This window comes from Rhodococcus sp. O3 (assembly GCF_048897285.1).
Classification (GTDB): domain Bacteria; phylum Actinomycetota; class Actinomycetes; order Mycobacteriales; family Mycobacteriaceae; genus Rhodococcus.
On sequence record NZ_JBMBTE010000113.1, the window covers coordinates 1 to 15,499 of the forward strand.

Annotated in this window: 13 protein-coding genes and 1 pseudogene; all 14 read left to right on the plus strand. The window is 70.0% G+C overall.

Annotation, left to right across the window (positions count from 1 at the left end; translation table 11 throughout):
• A pseudogene (locus ACN675_RS22930) lies at positions 1-532 on the plus strand (phenylalanine--tRNA ligase subunit beta); the annotation flags it as partial.
• 138 nt (positions 533-670) lie between these two features.
• Positions 671-1,105: a hypothetical protein gene (locus ACN675_RS22935; protein WP_420753031.1), complete on the plus strand. Its 435-nt coding sequence runs from the start codon at positions 671-673 to the stop codon at positions 1,103-1,105.
• A gap of 154 nt (positions 1,106-1,259) precedes the next feature.
• Complete coding sequence (argC, locus tag ACN675_RS22940) at positions 1,260-2,333, plus strand: N-acetyl-gamma-glutamyl-phosphate reductase (RefSeq protein ID WP_420753032.1); 1,074 nt, start codon at positions 1,260-1,262, stop codon at positions 2,331-2,333.
• Positions 2,334-2,395: 62 nt separating this feature from the next.
• Positions 2,396-3,598: a bifunctional glutamate N-acetyltransferase/amino-acid acetyltransferase ArgJ gene (argJ, locus tag ACN675_RS22945; RefSeq protein WP_420753042.1), complete on the plus strand. Its 1,203-nt coding sequence runs from the start codon at positions 2,396-2,398 to the stop codon at positions 3,596-3,598.
• Between the two features lie 26 nt (positions 3,599-3,624).
• Entirely contained in the window at positions 3,625-4,578 is a 954-nt protein-coding gene (gene argB / locus ACN675_RS22950) for an acetylglutamate kinase (RefSeq protein WP_420753043.1), read from the plus strand.
• Positions 4,575-5,765 (plus strand): acetylornithine transaminase, encoded by a 1,191-nt coding sequence (locus ACN675_RS22955; RefSeq protein ID WP_420753033.1) that lies wholly within the window; start codon positions 4,575-4,577, stop codon positions 5,763-5,765. The genes argB and ACN675_RS22955 overlap by 4 nt, the downstream gene beginning before the upstream one ends.
• Before the next feature lie 3 nt (positions 5,766-5,768).
• The gene (argF, locus tag ACN675_RS22960) at positions 5,769-6,698 is read left to right on the plus strand and encodes an ornithine carbamoyltransferase (RefSeq protein ID WP_420753034.1); all 930 of its coding nucleotides are present in this window, start codon (positions 5,769-5,771) and stop codon (positions 6,696-6,698) included.
• A 2-nt stretch (positions 6,699-6,700) separates the two neighbouring features.
• Positions 6,701-7,228: an arginine repressor gene (locus ACN675_RS22965; protein ID WP_420753035.1), complete on the plus strand. Its 528-nt coding sequence runs from the start codon at positions 6,701-6,703 to the stop codon at positions 7,226-7,228.
• A gap of 47 nt (positions 7,229-7,275) precedes the next feature.
• The gene (locus ACN675_RS22970; RefSeq protein WP_420753036.1) at positions 7,276-8,475 is read left to right on the plus strand and encodes an argininosuccinate synthase; all 1,200 of its coding nucleotides are present in this window, start codon (positions 7,276-7,278) and stop codon (positions 8,473-8,475) included.
• Positions 8,476-8,478: 3 nt separating this feature from the next.
• A complete protein-coding gene (argH, locus tag ACN675_RS22975; RefSeq protein WP_420753037.1) occupies positions 8,479-9,909 on the plus strand; it encodes an argininosuccinate lyase in 1,431 nt (476 codons plus the stop codon).
• 141 nt (positions 9,910-10,050) lie between these two features.
• The gene (locus tag ACN675_RS22980) at positions 10,051-13,038 is read left to right on the plus strand and encodes an AMP-binding protein (RefSeq protein ID WP_420753038.1); all 2,988 of its coding nucleotides are present in this window, start codon (positions 10,051-10,053) and stop codon (positions 13,036-13,038) included.
• 40 nt (positions 13,039-13,078) lie between these two features.
• The gene (locus ACN675_RS22985) at positions 13,079-13,300 is read left to right on the plus strand and encodes a Trm112 family protein (RefSeq protein ID WP_420753039.1); all 222 of its coding nucleotides are present in this window, start codon (positions 13,079-13,081) and stop codon (positions 13,298-13,300) included.
• Positions 13,245-13,949, plus strand: coding sequence for a DNA-3-methyladenine glycosylase (locus ACN675_RS22990; protein ID WP_420753040.1), 705 nt, complete (start codon positions 13,245-13,247; stop codon positions 13,947-13,949). The genes ACN675_RS22985 and ACN675_RS22990 overlap by 56 nt, the downstream gene beginning before the upstream one ends.
• 7 nt (positions 13,950-13,956) lie before the next feature.
• The gene (gene tyrS, locus ACN675_RS22995) at positions 13,957-15,234 is read left to right on the plus strand and encodes a tyrosine--tRNA ligase (RefSeq protein WP_420753041.1); all 1,278 of its coding nucleotides are present in this window, start codon (positions 13,957-13,959) and stop codon (positions 15,232-15,234) included.
• Positions 15,235-15,499: the final 265 nt, after the last annotated feature.

Consider the following 15,499-nt stretch of genomic DNA (forward strand, 5'->3'; position numbering starts at 1 on the left):
CTTCGCGGCGGCCGAAACGATCGCGGCGGCGGCCGGGGTGCGGATCGAGCGTCGCGTCGCCCGCTACCTGCCGTGGCATCCGGGCCGCTGCGCCGAACTGGTCGTCGACGGTGAGGTCGTCGGACACGCCGGTGAGTTGCATCCCGCGGTGATCGAGCGTGCCGGTCTGCCGGCCCGCACCTGCGCGTTCGAGCTCAATCTCGACGCACTGCCGATCGTCGAGTCGCTGCCGGCTCCCGTCGTGTCGCCGTTCCCGCCGGTGCTGCAGGATGTCGCGGTCGTCGTCGACAAGGCCGTGCCCGCGGCATCCGTCGAGGCGGCGCTGCGCGCCGGGGGCGGCGATCTGCTCGAGGACGTGCGCCTGTTCGACGTGTTCGAGGGCGCTCAGGTCGGGGAGGACCGCAAGTCGCTGGCGTTCGCGCTGCGCTTCCGCGCCCCGGACCGCACCCTCACCGAGGACGAGGCGAGCGCGGCCCGCGACGCCGCGGTGGCTTCCGCGTCGGCTGCGGTCGGAGCGCAACTGCGCGGATGATGGTCGGGTGGGCACGTATGTAGCCGTCGGGGGTGTGCGTGCCCACCTCGATCCCGGGAATCGACAGGGATTCCGGCGGGTTTGCTGCGTCGGCGGCGATGGGGGACAGCGCCCCGGCAGGCGACGTAGCCTGGAACCATGACCACGGACCCGCGCGACCCCGACCGTGCTCCCGAACCCGAGCGGCCCGACCACCCGGTTCCGGATGTGACTCCGGCCGAACCGAATTCGCCGACCGTGCCCGACGTGCCGCCGGGCCCGGACATCCCGGACGTGACGCCCGCCGATCCCGAGCCGGAGGTCGAACCGTCCCCGTCGGTGCCCGACGTGACGCCTGCCGAAGGTGTGGTGCGGGCACCGTCGGTCGAGGAGATCACCGGCTACACCGAGGCGGGGGTGCCGACCTTCGAGGCGGTCCGCGACAAGATCGAGAAGCGTCTCGGCACCGCGATGGGTGCGGAGGAACTGGCCCGGGAGACCGAACCCGCGCGCACGCTCGAGGAGGAGTTCGAGGACAGGAAGAAGGCGGCCGCCGACAAGCTCGCCGAGATCCGGCGTTCGATGAGCTCCTGATCCACCGCCGGCTGCCCTCCGCCCACCTGGTGTCCGAGCGAATGTACCGTTCACTCGATTGAAGGAGACGAGCGATACATTCGCTCGGGTGGGGGTGGGCGGTTCTGGCGACCCGCGAGTGAATTAATTTGCATCGCCGTGCATAATGAATCGTATGGGTAACTCACCGGCATTCACGGCGACGCCGCAGTCGCCGATTCGCGTCGCGGTGGCGGGCGCCAGCGGCTACGCGGGCGGCGAAGTCCTGCGCCTGCTTCTCGGGCACCCCGCCTACCAGGACGGCTCCCTCGTCATCGGCGCACTGACCGCCGGCGGCAACGCCGGCGCGACCCTCCGCGAGTTCCACCCGCACCTGCTGCCCCTCGCCGACCGCGTGCTCGGAGCCACCGACCTCGACACCCTCACCGGTCACGACGTCGTCTTCCTGGGCCTGCCCCACGGGCACTCGGCGGTCATCGCCGAACAGCTCCCGGACACCACCGTCGTCATCGACTGCGGCGCCGACTTCCGGCTCGAATCCAGCGACGACTGGGAACGCTGGTACGGCGGCGAGCACGCCGGCACCTGGCCCTACGGCATGCCCGAACTCCCCGGCAAACGCGAGCAGCTCGTCGGCGCCACCCGCATCGCGGTGCCCGGCTGCTACCCGACGTCCGCCTCGCTCGCTCTGGCCCCGGCGGTCGCCGCCGGCATCGTCGAACCGAAGGTGCAGATCGTCGCGGTCTCCGGGACCTCCGGCGCCGGCAAGTCCCCCAAGGTCGACCTGCTCGGCTCCGAGGTGATGGGCTCGGTCCGCGCCTACGGCATCGGCGGCGTCCACCGGCACACCCCGGAGATCAAGCAGAACCTCTCCGCCCTCGCCGGCACCGAGGTCTCCGTCTCCTTCACCCCCGTCCTGGCGCCCATGCCGCGCGGCATCCTCGCCACCTGCACCGCACCGACCACCGCGACCGCCGCGGAGGCCCGCGCCGTGTACGAGAAGGCCTACGGCGACGAGCCGTTCGTGCAGCTGCTGCCCGAGGGCGTCCTGCCGGCCACCGGCTCGGTGGTCGGTTCCAATGCCGTGCAGATCGCCGTCACCGTCGACGCCGACGCCGGCCTGCTGATCGTCGTCGCTGCACTCGACAATCTGACCAAGGGCACCGCCGGAGCCGCGGTGCAGTCCATGAACCTGGCGCTCGGCCTGCCCGAGACCGCCGGCCTGTCCACCGTAGGAGTGGCCCCGTGACCGACCGGACCTCGCCCGCCGACGACACGCACGCGGACCACGTCTACGCCGACGCGGTCGACATCGCCGGAGGGCGGCTCATCCGTACCCAGGGCGTGACCAGCCCCGCCGGTTTCCGGGCCGCCGGGATCCGCGCCGGCATCAAGGCCAGCGGCAACCCCGACCTCGCTCTCGTCTTCAACGAGGGCCCCGACCTCGCCGCCGCCGGCGTCTTCACCACCAACAAGGTCAAGGCCGCCCCGGTGCTGTGGTCCAAGCAGGTCCTCACCTCCGGCGCGCTGCGCGCGGTCGTCCTCAACTCCGGCGGCGCCAACGCCTGCACCGGACCCGGCGGCTTCCAGGACACCCACGCCACCGCCGAGGCCCTCGCCGACGCGCTGAGCAACTGGGGCACCGAGACCGGCGCCGGCGAGATCGCGGTGTGCTCCACCGGCCTGATCGGCGACCGGCTGCCCATGGACAAGGTCCTCGCCGGCGTGCAGGAGATCGTCCACGAACTCGCCGGCGGCATCTCCGGCGGCACCGACGCCGCCTACGCGATCATGACCACCGACACCGTCCCCAAGCAGGCCGCGCTGCACCACGCCGACAAGTGGAACGTCGGCGGCATGGGTAAGGGTGCCGGCATGCTCGCCCCCGCACTCGCCACCATGCTGGTCGTGCTCACCACCGACGCGGTCGCCACCGCCGCCCAGCTCGACAAGGCACTGCGCAACGCCACCCGGCAGACCTTCGACCGGCTCGACATCGACGGCGCCACCTCCACCAACGACACCGTGCTGCTCCTCGCGTCCGGTGCCAGCGGCGTCGCCCCCGCCCAGGAGGACCTCGACGCCGCGGTCCTCGCCGTGTGCGACAGCCTCGCCGACCAGATGATGGCCGACGCCGAGGGCGTCACCAAGCGGGTCACCGTCACCGTCCGCGGCGCCGCCAGCGAATCCGACGCCCTCATCGGCGCCCGCACCGTCGCCCGCGACAGCCTGGTCAAGACCGCCCTGTTCGGCTCCGACCCCAACTGGGGCCGCGTCCTCGCCGCCATCGGCATCGCCCCCATCGAACTCGACCCGGACAAGATCTCGGTGACCTTCAACGGCAGCCCCGTGTGCATCGACGGGGTCGGGGCACCCGGCGCCCGCGAGGTCGACCTGTCCGGCATCGACATCGCCCTCGACATCGACCTCGGCATCGGCGACGCCGAAGTGTCCATCCGCACCACCGACCTCTCGCACGCGTACGTCGAAGAGAACTCGGCGTACTCGTCGTGACGGCCCAGAACGTGACGGGAGACGACATGCTCGACGACCTCATCGCGAGCCTCACCTCGCACCAGAAGGCATTCGTGCTCGCCGAGGCACTGCCCTGGCTGCAGAAGTTCCGCGACAAGATCGTCGTCGTCAAGTACGGCGGCAACGCCATGATCGACGACGACCTCAAGTCGGCGTTCGCCGCCGACATGGCGTTCCTGCGCACCGTCGGCATCCACCCCGTGGTCGTGCACGGCGGCGGTCCCCAGATCAACGCCATGCTGAAGCGCCTCGGCATGGAAGGGGAGTTCCGCGGCGGCTTCCGGGTCACCACACCCGAAGTCATGGACGTCGTGCGGATGGTGCTCTTCGGCCAGGTCGGCCGCGAACTGGTCGGGTTGATCAACAGCCACGGCCCGTACGCCGTCGGCATCTCCGGCGAGGACGCCCGGCTGTTCACCGCCACCCGCCGCACCGTCGTCGTCGACGGCGAGGACACCGACATCGGGCTCGTCGGCGACGTCACCACCGTCGACCCGACCGCCGTCCTCGACCTCATCGCCGCCGGCCGCATCCCCGTCGTGTCCACGATCGCGCCGGACGCCGACGGGGTCGTGCACAACATCAACGCCGACACCGCCGCGGCCGCCCTCGCCGAGGCGCTCGGCGCCGAGAAACTGGTCGTCCTCACCGACGTCGAAGGGCTCTACACCAACTGGCCCGACCGCAGCTCGCTGGCGTCGCAGATCGACGCCGCTGCGCTCACCGACCTGCTGCCGTCCCTCGACGCGGGCATGGTCCCCAAGATGGAGGCCTGCCTGCGCGCCGTGCAGGGCGGCGTCCCCACCGCACACGTCATCGACGGCCGCCAGCCGCACTCCGTTCTGCTCGAACTGTTCACCGAAGAGGGCATCGGCACGATGGTGACGCCCACCCACCCCCCGGTGGTAACGCCCACCCACCCCCCGACGGTCACCCCCACCCAGGAAGGCACAGCATGACCGGCACGTCCGATCTGCAGGAACGCTGGGCGCATTCGCTCATGCACAACTACGGCGTGCCGAAGGTCGCGCTCGTCGCCGGTGACGGCGCGATCGTCACCGACGCCGACGGCAAGCAGTACCTCGACCTGCTCGGCGGCATCGCCGTCAACAGCCTCGGCCACCGCCACCCGGCGATCATCGAGGCCGTCACCGCGCAGCTGAACCAGCTCGGGCATGTGTCCAACCTGTACGCCTCGCCGCCCGTGCTCGAGCTCGCCGAACGGCTGCTCGCGCACTTCGGGCACGAGGGCCGGGCGTTCTTCTGCAACTCCGGCACCGAAGCCAACGAGGCGGCCTTCAAGATCGCCCGGCTCACCGGCCGTCCCAAGATCATCGCCGCCGAGAAGGCCTTCCACGGCCGCACCATGGGCGCGCTCGCCCTCACCGGCCAGCCCGACAAGCGCGCACCCTTCGAACCCATGCCCCCCGGCGTCGAATTCGTCCCCTACGGCGACATCGCCGCCCTCGAAGCCGCCGTCGACGAGAACACCGCCGCCGTGTTCCTCGAACCGATCATGGGCGAGTCCGGCGTCGTGGTCCCGCCCGAGGGCTACCTCGCCGCGGCCCGGCGCATCACCACCGAGAAGGGCGCGCTGCTCGTCCTCGACGAGGTACAGACCGGCATCGCCCGCACCGGCACGTTCTTCGCGCACCAGGCAGCCGGGATCGTCCCGGACGTGATGACCCTCGCCAAGGGCCTCGGCGGAGGCCTGCCCATCGGCGCCGTCGTCGCGACCGGCCCGGCCGCCGAGCTGTTCCAGCCCGGCAAGCACGGCACCACATTCGGCGGCAACCCGGTGTGCGCGGCCGCCGCGCTCGCCGTGCTGCGCACCATCGACGAACAGAACCTCCTCGACCACGTCAACTCCGTCGGCAAGCACCTCGCCACCGGCATCGAGGAACTCGGACACCCGCTCGTGAACCACGTCCGCGGCTCCGGGCTGCTGCTCGGCGTCGTCCTCACCGACCCGAAGTCGGCCGCGGTCGAGGCGGCCGCGCGCGAGGCCGGCTACCTCGTCAACGCCGCAGCGCCCGACGTCATCCGGCTCGCCCCGCCGCTGATCCTCACCGAGGACCAGGCCGACGGATTCGTCGCCGCACTGCCCGCGATCCTCGACACGGCCCAGCAGGAAGGGGCGAGCTAACCCATGGTCAGGCACTTCCTGCGCGACGACGACGTCACCCCCGCCGAACAGGCACAGATCCTCGACCTCGCCGTCGAGCTCAAGAAGGCGCCCCTGTCGCGCCGCCCCCTCGAGGGGCCGTACAGCGTCGCGGTGCTGTTCGACAAGACGTCCACCCGCACCCGCTTCTCGTTCGACGCCGGCATCGCCCAGCTCGGCGGCCACGCGATCGTCGTCGACGCCGGCACGACCCAGCTGGGCAAGGGCGAAACCCTCGAGGACACCGCGCGTGTCTTCTCCCGGTACACCGAGGCCGTCGTGTGGCGCACCTACGGCCAGGACCGCATCGAGGCCCTCGCCGCACACTCCAGCGTCCCGGTGGTCAACGCGCTCACCGACACGTTCCATCCGTGCCAGGTGCTCGCCGACCTGCAGACGATCCGCGAACACAAGGGCAGCACCGCGGGCCTGTCCCTGGCCTACTTCGGCGACGGCGCCAACAACATGGCGCACTCGCTGATGCTCGGCGGCGTCACCGCCGGCTTGCACGTCACGATCGCGTCCCCGGCCGGGTTCGTCCCCGACCCGGACATCGTGGCCGCCAGCCGTGCCCGCGCCGAGGAGACCGGCGGCAGCGTCACCCTCACCGACGACCCGCAGGCCGCCGCAACCGACGCCGACGTGCTCGTCACCGACACGTGGGTGTCGATGGGACAGGAGGACGACGGCCTCGACCGCGACTCGGTGTTCCGGCCGTTCCAGGTCGACGCCGAACTGCTGGGCCTGTCGAAGCCCGACTCCATCGTGCTGCACTGCCTGCCCGCCTACCGCGGGCGCGAGATCACCGCCGACGTCCTCGACGGACCCCGCGCGGTCGTGTGGGACGAAGCCGAGAACCGGCTGCACGCCCAGAAGGCGCTGCTCGTGTGGTTGCTCGAGCAGCGGGAGAACTGACCGTGAGCACCGCCGCGAGCCGACCCGAGGGAACGACGGACCGCCCCGCCGCATCCTCGGCGCCGACGCGCGCGGCGCGGCAGGCGCGGATCACCGCGCTCGTCTCGACCCGCGAGGTGCGCAGCCACACCGAACTGGCCGCGCTGCTCGCCGCCGAAGGCATCGAGGTGTCCACCGCGACCCTGTCACGCGACCTCGAGGAACTCGGCGCGGTCAAGCTCCGCGCCGCCGACGGGGGAGCCGGGGTGTACGTCGTGCCCGAGGACGGCAGCCCCGTCCGCGGGGTGTCCGGAGGCACCGACCGGTTGTCCCGTCTCCTGGGCGAATTGCTCGTCTCCACCGACCACAGCGGCAACATCGCGGTGCTGCGCACACCACCCGGGGCAGCGCACTATCTGGCCAGTGCACTCGATCGGGCATCATTACCTGAGGTCGTCGGCACGATCGCCGGGGACGACACCATCGCGGTGATCGCCCGGGAGCCGATGACGGGGGCCGAACTGGCCGCCAAAATCGAATCACTCGCGTGAACTACCACCCATAGACGTCAGTCGAATCAAGAAGGAGCGCAAGAACAATGGCCGATCGCGTCGTACTCGCCTACTCGGGCGGGCTGGACACCTCCGTTGCCATCAGCTGGATCGGCAAGGAGACCGGCAAGGAGGTCGTCGCCGTCGCCATCGATCTCGGCCAGGGCGGCGAGGACATGGAGGTCGTGCGTCAGCGCGCCCTCGACTGCGGTGCCGTCGAATCCATCGTCGTCGACGCCAAGGACGAATTCGCCAACGAGTACTGCCTGCCCACCATCCAGGCCAACGCGCTCTACATGGACCGCTACCCGCTGGTGTCCGCGATCAGCCGCCCGCTGATCGTCAAGCACATCGTGCAGGCCGCGCGCGAGCACGGCGGCACCATCGTCTCGCACGGCTGCACCGGCAAGGGCAACGACCAGGTGCGCTTCGAGGTCGGCTTCGGCGCCCTCGCCCCCGACCTGCAGGTCATCGCACCCGTCCGCGACTACGCGTGGACCCGCGAGAAGGCCATCGCGTTCGCCGGCGAGCACAACCTGCCGATCAACGTGACCAAGAAGTCGCCGTTCTCCATCGACCAGAACGTGTGGGGCCGCGCCGTCGAGACCGGCTTCCTCGAGGACCTGTGGAACGCCCCCACCAAGGACGTCTACGACTACACCGAGGATCCCACCCTCAACTGGCAGGCCCCCGACGAGCTGATCGTCACCTTCGAGGCCGGCCGCCCCGTCGCGATCGACGGCAAGCACGCCACCGTCCTCGAGGCCATCCAGCAGCTCAACAAGCGCGCCGGCGCGCAGGGCGTGGGCCGCCTCGACATGGTCGAGGACCGCCTCGTCGGCATCAAGAGCCGCGAGATCTACGAGGCGCCCGGCGCCATCGCCCTGATCACCGCGCACCAGGAACTCGAGCACGTCACCCTCGAGCGTGAACTCGGCCGCTACAAGCGGCGCGTCGAGGAGCGCTGGAGCGAGCTGGTGTACGACGGCCTGTGGTACTCGCCGCTCAAGACCGCTCTCGACGCCTTCATCAGGCACACGCAGGAACGCGTCACCGGCGACATCCGCATGGTGATGCACGGCGGACACATCACCGTCAACGGCCGCCGCAGCCCCGAGTCGCTGTACGACTTCAACCTCGCCACCTACGACGAGGGCGACAGCTTCGACCAGTCCAACGCCAAGGGCTTCGTGCAGATCCACGGCCTGTCGTCGAAGGTCGCCGCGAAGCGCGATCTGGGCCTGTAGATCATGACCAGCCAGGACGCTCACGGCACCAACGAAGGCGCCCTGTGGGGCGGCCGGTTCGCATCCGGACCGGCCGCCGCCATGGCGGCACTGAGCAAGTCCACGCACTTCGACTGGGCGCTCGCCCCGTACGACGTGCGCGCCTCCCAAGCGCACGCGAAGGTCCTGCACCGGGCCGGGCTGCTCAGCGACGACGATCTCGCCACCATGCTCGACGGCCTCGACCGGCTCGCCGCCGACGTCGCGTCCGGGGCGTTCGTTCCCGCCGAGTCCGACGAGGACGTCCACGGCGCCCTCGAACGCGGCCTCATCGACCGGGTCGGACCGGAGGTCGGCGGACGCCTGCGCGCGGGCCGCTCCCGCAACGACCAGGTGGCCACGCTGTTCCGGATGTGGCTGCGCGACGCTGCGCGGCGCATCTCCGACGGGGTGCTCAACGTCGTCGAGGCCATCGCGAACCAGGCTGCCGCGCACCCGCAGGCGGTCATGCCGGGCAAGACGCACCTGCAGGCCGCGCAACCGGTGCTGCTCGCGCACCACCTGCTCGCGCACGCGCACCCGCTGCTGCGCGACGTGCGGCGGCTGCGTGACTTCGACAAGCGTGCCGCCGTGTCCCCGTACGGATCCGGTGCGCTCGCCGGGTCGTCGCTCGGACTCGACCCCGATGCGATCGCTGCCGAGCTCGAGTTCGACTCGGCCGCCGACAACTCGATCGACGCGACCAGCTCACGCGACTTCGCGGCCGAAGCCGCGTTCGTGTTCGCGATGATCGCCGTCGACCTGTCGCGCATGGCGGAGGAGGTGATCCTGTGGAGCACCCCCGAGTTCGGGTACATCACCCTCGCCGACGAGTGGTCCACCGGATCGTCGATCATGCCGCAGAAGAAGAACCCGGACGTCTCCGAGCTCACCCGCGGCAAGGCGGGCCGTCTCATCGGCAACCTCACCGGCCTGCTCGCGACCCTGAAGGCGCAGCCGCTCGCGTACAACCGCGACCTGCAGGAGGACAAGGAACCGGTGTTCGATTCGGTGGCGCAGCTCGAGCTGCTGCTCCCGGCGATCACCGGCCTGGTCGAGACGCTGACGTTCCACACGGACCGGATGGCCGAGCTCGCCCCCGCCGGGTTCACCCTCGCGACGGACATCGCCGAGTGGATGGTGCGTCAGGGCGTGCCGTTCCGGGTCGCGCACGAAGCGGCCGGCGCATGCGTCAAGGTCGCCGAAGGCCGGGGCGTTGGCCTCGAGGACCTTACCGACGAGGAACTCGCCGCGGTCGATCCCGCGCTCACCCCGCAGGTGCGGGAGGTGCTCACCGTGGAAGGGTCCATCGCGTCCCGCAACGCGCGTGGTGGCACAGCCGGAGAGCGTGTCGCCGAGCAGCTCGCCGGGGTCCGCGCGACCGCGCGTGAGCTGCGGGAGCAGGTCCGCGCCTGACCGATCCGAACAGGCCGGTTCGACCGACGCCGGGTGTGACCCACACGGCGTTTCGAACCGGCCTGTGGCATACCCGGCGTGTGGCAGGCTGGGGTTCTGACATGTCGGATTGCGGTACACGCGGCGGATGGGGTGCGGTTCGTGGGACTGGGGAGTGAATCGGTGATGGGGCCGCTGCGTCGCGTCATGGCGACGGCGCAGAACGGCCTCGAGGTGATTCGGTTCGGGGGGCTCGAGACCGGGGCGGCGCCGTCGCCGTACCAGGTCGTCGCCCGGACCCCGATGTACCGTCTGCGCCGCTACTTTCCCGAGACCGATACCGCCTCGACGGGGATCCCGGTCGTCCTCGTTCCGCCGATGATGATGTCGGCCGACGTGTACGACGTGACCCGTGAGAAGGGCGCGGTCGGAATGCTGCACGCCGTCGGTCTCGATCCGTGGGTCGTCGACTTCGGGTCGCCGGACCAGGAGGAGGGCGGCTGGCGGCGCACCCTCACCGACCACATCGTCGCCCTCGACGAGATCGTCGACCGGGTTCACGACTACACGGGCAGGGACATCCACCTCGGCGGATACTCGCAGGGCGGCATGTTCTGCTATCAGGCCGCGGCGTACCGGCGCAGCCGCAACATCGCCAGCCTGATCACGTTCGGTAGTCCCGTCGACACCCTGGCGGCGTTGCCGTTCGGTATCCCGGATGCCATCGCGGTCCGCGGCGCGGACTTCCTCGCCGACCACGTCTTCAACCGGATGGCGATCACCGGGTGGATGGCCCGCACCGGCTTCCAGTTCCTCGACCCGATCAAGACGGTACGGGCGCGGCTCGAGTTCGTCATGCAGTTGCACGACCGGGAAGCGTTGCTGCCGAGGGAACCGCAGCGCCGATTCCTCGACACCGAGGGCTGGGTCGCGTGGTCGGGTCCCGCGGTCGCAGATCTCTTGCGTCAGTTCATCGCGCACAACCGGATGGTCAGCGGCGGTTTCGTCATCAACGACCGGGCGGTGACCCTCGCGGACATCACGTGCCCGATCCTCGCGTTCGTCGGTGAGGTGGACGATATCGGGCAGCCCCTTGCCGTGCGCGGCATCCGCAAAGCGGCGCCTCGTGCGCAGGTGTTCGAATACTGTTTGCGCGCAGGTCATTTCGGTCTCGTCGTCGGTACCTCCGCGGCGCAGCACACGTGGCCCACGGTCGGGGAATGGGTGCTGTGGCGCGAGAAGCAGGGGGACCGGCCCGTCGGCATCGTCCCGATGGCCGTGCCCGAACCGCATGCCGAGGGCGAGACCGGCGTGTCCGTCACCAGCCGGCTGACACACACCGTCGCCACCATCGCCGAGGTCGGCGTGGAAGTCGGCAAGGGTCTCGCCGAGGTCGCCGCCGGCACCGTCCGCGGCGCCCGCGAACTGTCCGGTGAGGCCGCGCGCGCATTGCCGCGGCTCGCGCGGCTCGGGCAGATCCAGCCGCACACGCGGATCTCCGTCGGCAGCCTGCTCGCCGAACAGGGACGCAAGGCCGCCGACCGGGAGTGCTTCATCTTCGACGATCGCGTCTACACCTACGACGCGGTCAACAAACGGATCGACAACGTGGTGCTGGGACTCGTCCACGGTGGTGTTCGTCCGGGAATGCACGTCGGTGTCCTGATGGAGACGCGCCCCAGCGCCATGGCCGCGGTCGCCGCAGTCTCCCGGATCGGTGGGGTGTCGGTGCTGCTGCCACCCGGCTCCGACCTCGACGAGACACTCCGGCTCGGCGCCGTCGAGAAGATCGTCACGGACCCGGAACACCTCGCGACGGCCGCCGCGACCGGACTGCCCGCCCTCGTGCTCGGCGGCGGCGACGTGCGCGACCTCGACGTCGAACCCGGCGCCGATGTCATCGACCTCGAACGACTCGACACCTCCACGATGGAGCTGCCGGGGTGGTACGTACCGGACCCGGGCATGGCCCGCGAACTCGCCTTCATCCTGTTCACCGGCCACGGCGATTCGCTCGAGATGAAGCTGGTCACCAACCACCGGTGGGCACTGTCGGCGTTCGGTACCGCGACCGCCGCCGCCCTCGGCCGCGGCGACACGGTCTACTGCCTCGCGCCGCTGCACCATTCGTCGGGACTGCTCGTCAGTTTCGGCGGCGCCCTCGCCGGGGGATCCCGCATCGCGCTGTCCCGGGGACTGGATCCGGCGCGGTTCAGCGACGAAGTGCACCGCTACGGCATCACCGTCATCACATACACGTGGGCGATGCTGCGCGAGATCCTCGACAGCCCGTCGCTGCACATCGACGAGATCCACCCGGTGCGCCTGTTCATCGGTTCCGGCATGACCCCCGGCCTGTGGCGGCGCACCATGGAGCGGTTCGCCCCCGCGCAGGTACTCGAGTTCTACGCCTCCACCGAAGGCGCGATCGTACTGGCCAACGTGTCCGGCGCGAAGGTCGGGTCGAAGGGCCGGGCGCTGCCCGGCAGCGCCGAGGTCCGGTTGGCCGCCTACGACCCGATCGGCCGGCGATTCCTCGAGGACGAACAGGGTTTCGTCAGGGAGAGCGAACCCGGCGAAGTCGGACTGCTGCTCGGCCGCTACAGCTCGACCACGGACATCTCCGCCGGCGTGATGCGCGGCGTGTTCGAGACGGGTGACGCGTGGGTCCCCACCGAGAACCTGTTCCGGCGCGACGCGGACGGTGACTTCTGGCTGCTCGACAACAGACGCACCGTCATCGTCACCCCGCACGGCCCGGTCTATGCGCAACCCGTCGTCGACGCGCTGGGCGCGCTCCCTCGGGTCGATCTCGTCGTCGCCTACGGGGTGCGCGCCGGGGACGTCGACCTCGCCGTGGCCGCGTGCACGCTGCGCGAGAACAAGGCGCCGAGCGTCGTGGAGATCACCGCGGCGCTCGATGCACTGCCGGCCGCCGAACGCCCCGACATCGTGCACGTGGTGCCGCGCATCCCGCTCGGGCCGTCCTTCAGGCCGATCGCAGACGAACTGCAAGCACAGGGTGTGCCGAGGCCCACAGTACGTTCCTGGTACGCCGACCCCGAGACGGGAACGTACAAGCGGCTCACCAAGGCTGTCGCAGCGCGGCTGGCGACGGGCGTCGTCGATTCGGGTTCCGCTGCGCGGTAGCCTTGGTCCCGTTCGCATATCGCACTTCGAGAGGACAACGGTGGCTGTCGACCCCACGCTGTTGAGCATCCTGGCCTGCCCGCAGGACAAGGGGCCGTTGCTCCTCGTGGACGACGTCCTCCTCTACAACCCACGGTTGCGGCGTGCCTACCCCATCGAGAACGGTATTCCTGTCCTTCTCGTCGACGAGGCGCGCGAGGTCACCGATGCCGAACACGACGACTACGTCGCGCGCGGGGTCGCGGGCTGGACGCAGGACTGATCGGCTGACCGGCGACGGCACGTACAGCAGGGCGCAGCTGACCGCGGCGGACCCCGTCGGGGGCGCACGCTTGCTGCTCGGCGCGATCCTCCGGGTCGGCGACGTCGCACTGCGCATCACCGAGGTCGAGGCGTACGGAGGTCCCGAGGACGGTCCCTGGCCGGACCCGGCCGCGCACTCGTATCGCGGCCGCACCGCCCGCAACGCGGTCATGTTCGGACCGGCGGGTCATCTGTACGTGTACCGCAGCTACGGCATTCATCACTGCGCGAACATCTCGATCGGACCCGACGGGGTCGCGGCCGCGGCGCTGCTGCGCGGTGCGCAGGTCGTGTCGGGGGACGAGACCGTCCGCGCTCGCCGCACCCCGGGTACCGCGGAGTCGAACCTGGCGAGGGGACCGGGCAACCTCGCCGAAGCGCTCGGTCTGACACTGGCCGACAACGGCCTCGACGTGTTCGATGCGGCATCGCGGGTGCGTCTCGACCTCGCCCCCGGCACCGTCCCGGACCCCTTGGAGACCGGCCCCCGGGTCGGCATCACGCAGGCCGCCGACCGTCCGTGGCGGCTGTGGATTCCCGGCGCGATGGGTGTCTCGGCGTACAGGCGGAGCCCACGGGCGCCGGCCGCGAATCCACGGATGGGATGATCGAGCGGTGACTGAGCACATTCTCGACGAACTCACCTGGCGCGGGCTCATCGCCCAATCGACCGACATCGACGCACTCCGACGGGATCTCGACGCAGGTCCGCTCACGTTGTATGCCGGTTTCGATCCGACCGGGCCGAGTCTGCACGCCGGTCACCTCGTGCCTCTCCTGGCTCTCAAGCGTTTCCAGCGCGCGGGCCATCGACCGATCGTGCTCGCAGGTGGGGCCACCGGCATGATCGGCGATCCCCGCGAGGTGGGGGAGCGGACGATGAACTCCGTCGACACGGTCGCCGAGTGGGCGGAACGCATTCGCAGTCAGCTCGAGCGGTTCGTGGACTTCGACGATTCTCCGACCGGGGCGATCGTCGCCAACAACATGGACTGGACCGCGCAACTCAGCGCGATCGACTTCCTGCGCGGAATCGGCAAGCACTTCTCCGTCAACGTGATGCTCGCCCGCGACACCGTCAAGCGCCGCCTCGAAGGCGACGGAATCTCGTACACCGAGTTCAGCTACATGCTTCTGCAGGCCAACGACTTCGTCGAACTGCGCCGTAAGTACGGCTGCACGCTGCAGGTCGGCGGGTCCGACCAGTGGGGCAACATCATCGCCGGCGTCGAACTCAACCGGCGCATCGACGGTGAGTCCGTGCATGCACTCACCGTTCCACTGGTGACCTCCGCGGACGGCAAGAAATTCGGCAAGTCCACCGGCGGCGGCAGCCTGTGGCTCGACCCGGAGATGACCACGCCGTATGCCTGGTACCAGTACTTCGTGAACGCCGGGGACGCCGACGTGATCAAGTACCTGCGCTGGTTCACGTTCCTCGACCAGGAAGAACTCGCCGAGCTCGAGGTCGCCACCGCGGAACGGCCGCAGGCCCGTGAGGCCCAGCGTCGGCTCGCGGCGGAAATGACCACGCTGGTCCACGGAGAGGCGAACACCCGCGCGGTGGAGCTCGCGAGCCGCGCACTGTTCGGTCGCGGTGAGCTCGCCGATCTCGACGAGGGCACGCTTGCGGCGGCGTTGGCCGAGGCATCGATCGCCGAGATCCACGAGGGCGAGCCGTCCACGATCGTCGACCTGCTCGTCGCGACCGGACTGTGCGAGAGCAAGGGAGCTGCGCGGCGCACGGTGAAGGAAGGCGGCGCCTCCGTCAACAACGCGCGTATCGCCTCGGAGGACTGGACGCCCGGCGAATCGGACGTTCTGCACGGGCAGTGGCTCGTCATCCGGCGCGGCAAGCGGAACTTTGGCGGCGTGCGCCTCGTCCGGGGCTGACGGCGCTCTCATGTTACGCGCTGACGGGCCGTTGACCTGCGGATTTGACGGCCCGTTAGCGGAGGCGTAACTTAGTCGTCGTTCGAGCGAGAGGGACACCGACCCGGACCGGAAGGTACGGGCAACTTTAGTGCCCCGAGATGGTCGGACAGCCAAGCAGAAGATCGTACCGGTTCGAAGCGATTTTGACTCGGTAAGATGGACCTGCTAGGTTAGAACAGTTGCCCCGGAGCGGGTCGGACGAGAGTCCGGAACGTGATGGTGT

Excerpts from the sequence above, each read along its gene's own strand:
- ACN675_RS22970 (WP_420753036.1), top strand. The coding sequence starts at position 7,276 with ATGGCCGATCGCGTCGTACTCGCCTACTCGGGCGGGCTGGACACCTCC.
- ACN675_RS22955 (WP_420753033.1), top strand. The coding sequence starts at position 4,575 with ATGACCGGCACGTCCGATCTGCAGGAACGCTGGGCGCATTCGCTCATG.
- argB (WP_420753043.1), top strand. The coding sequence starts at position 3,625 with ATGCTCGACGACCTCATCGCGAGCCTCACCTCGCACCAGAAGGCATTC.
- argF (WP_420753034.1), top strand. The coding sequence starts at position 5,769 with ATGGTCAGGCACTTCCTGCGCGACGACGACGTCACCCCCGCCGAACAG.
- ACN675_RS22935 (WP_420753031.1), top strand. The coding sequence starts at position 671 with ATGACCACGGACCCGCGCGACCCCGACCGTGCTCCCGAACCCGAGCGG.
- argH (WP_420753037.1), top strand. The coding sequence starts at position 8,479 with ATGACCAGCCAGGACGCTCACGGCACCAACGAAGGCGCCCTGTGGGGC.
- argC (WP_420753032.1), top strand. The coding sequence starts at position 1,260 with ATGGGTAACTCACCGGCATTCACGGCGACGCCGCAGTCGCCGATTCGC.
- ACN675_RS22990 (WP_420753040.1), top strand. The coding sequence starts at position 13,245 with ATGCCGAACACGACGACTACGTCGCGCGCGGGGTCGCGGGCTGGACGC.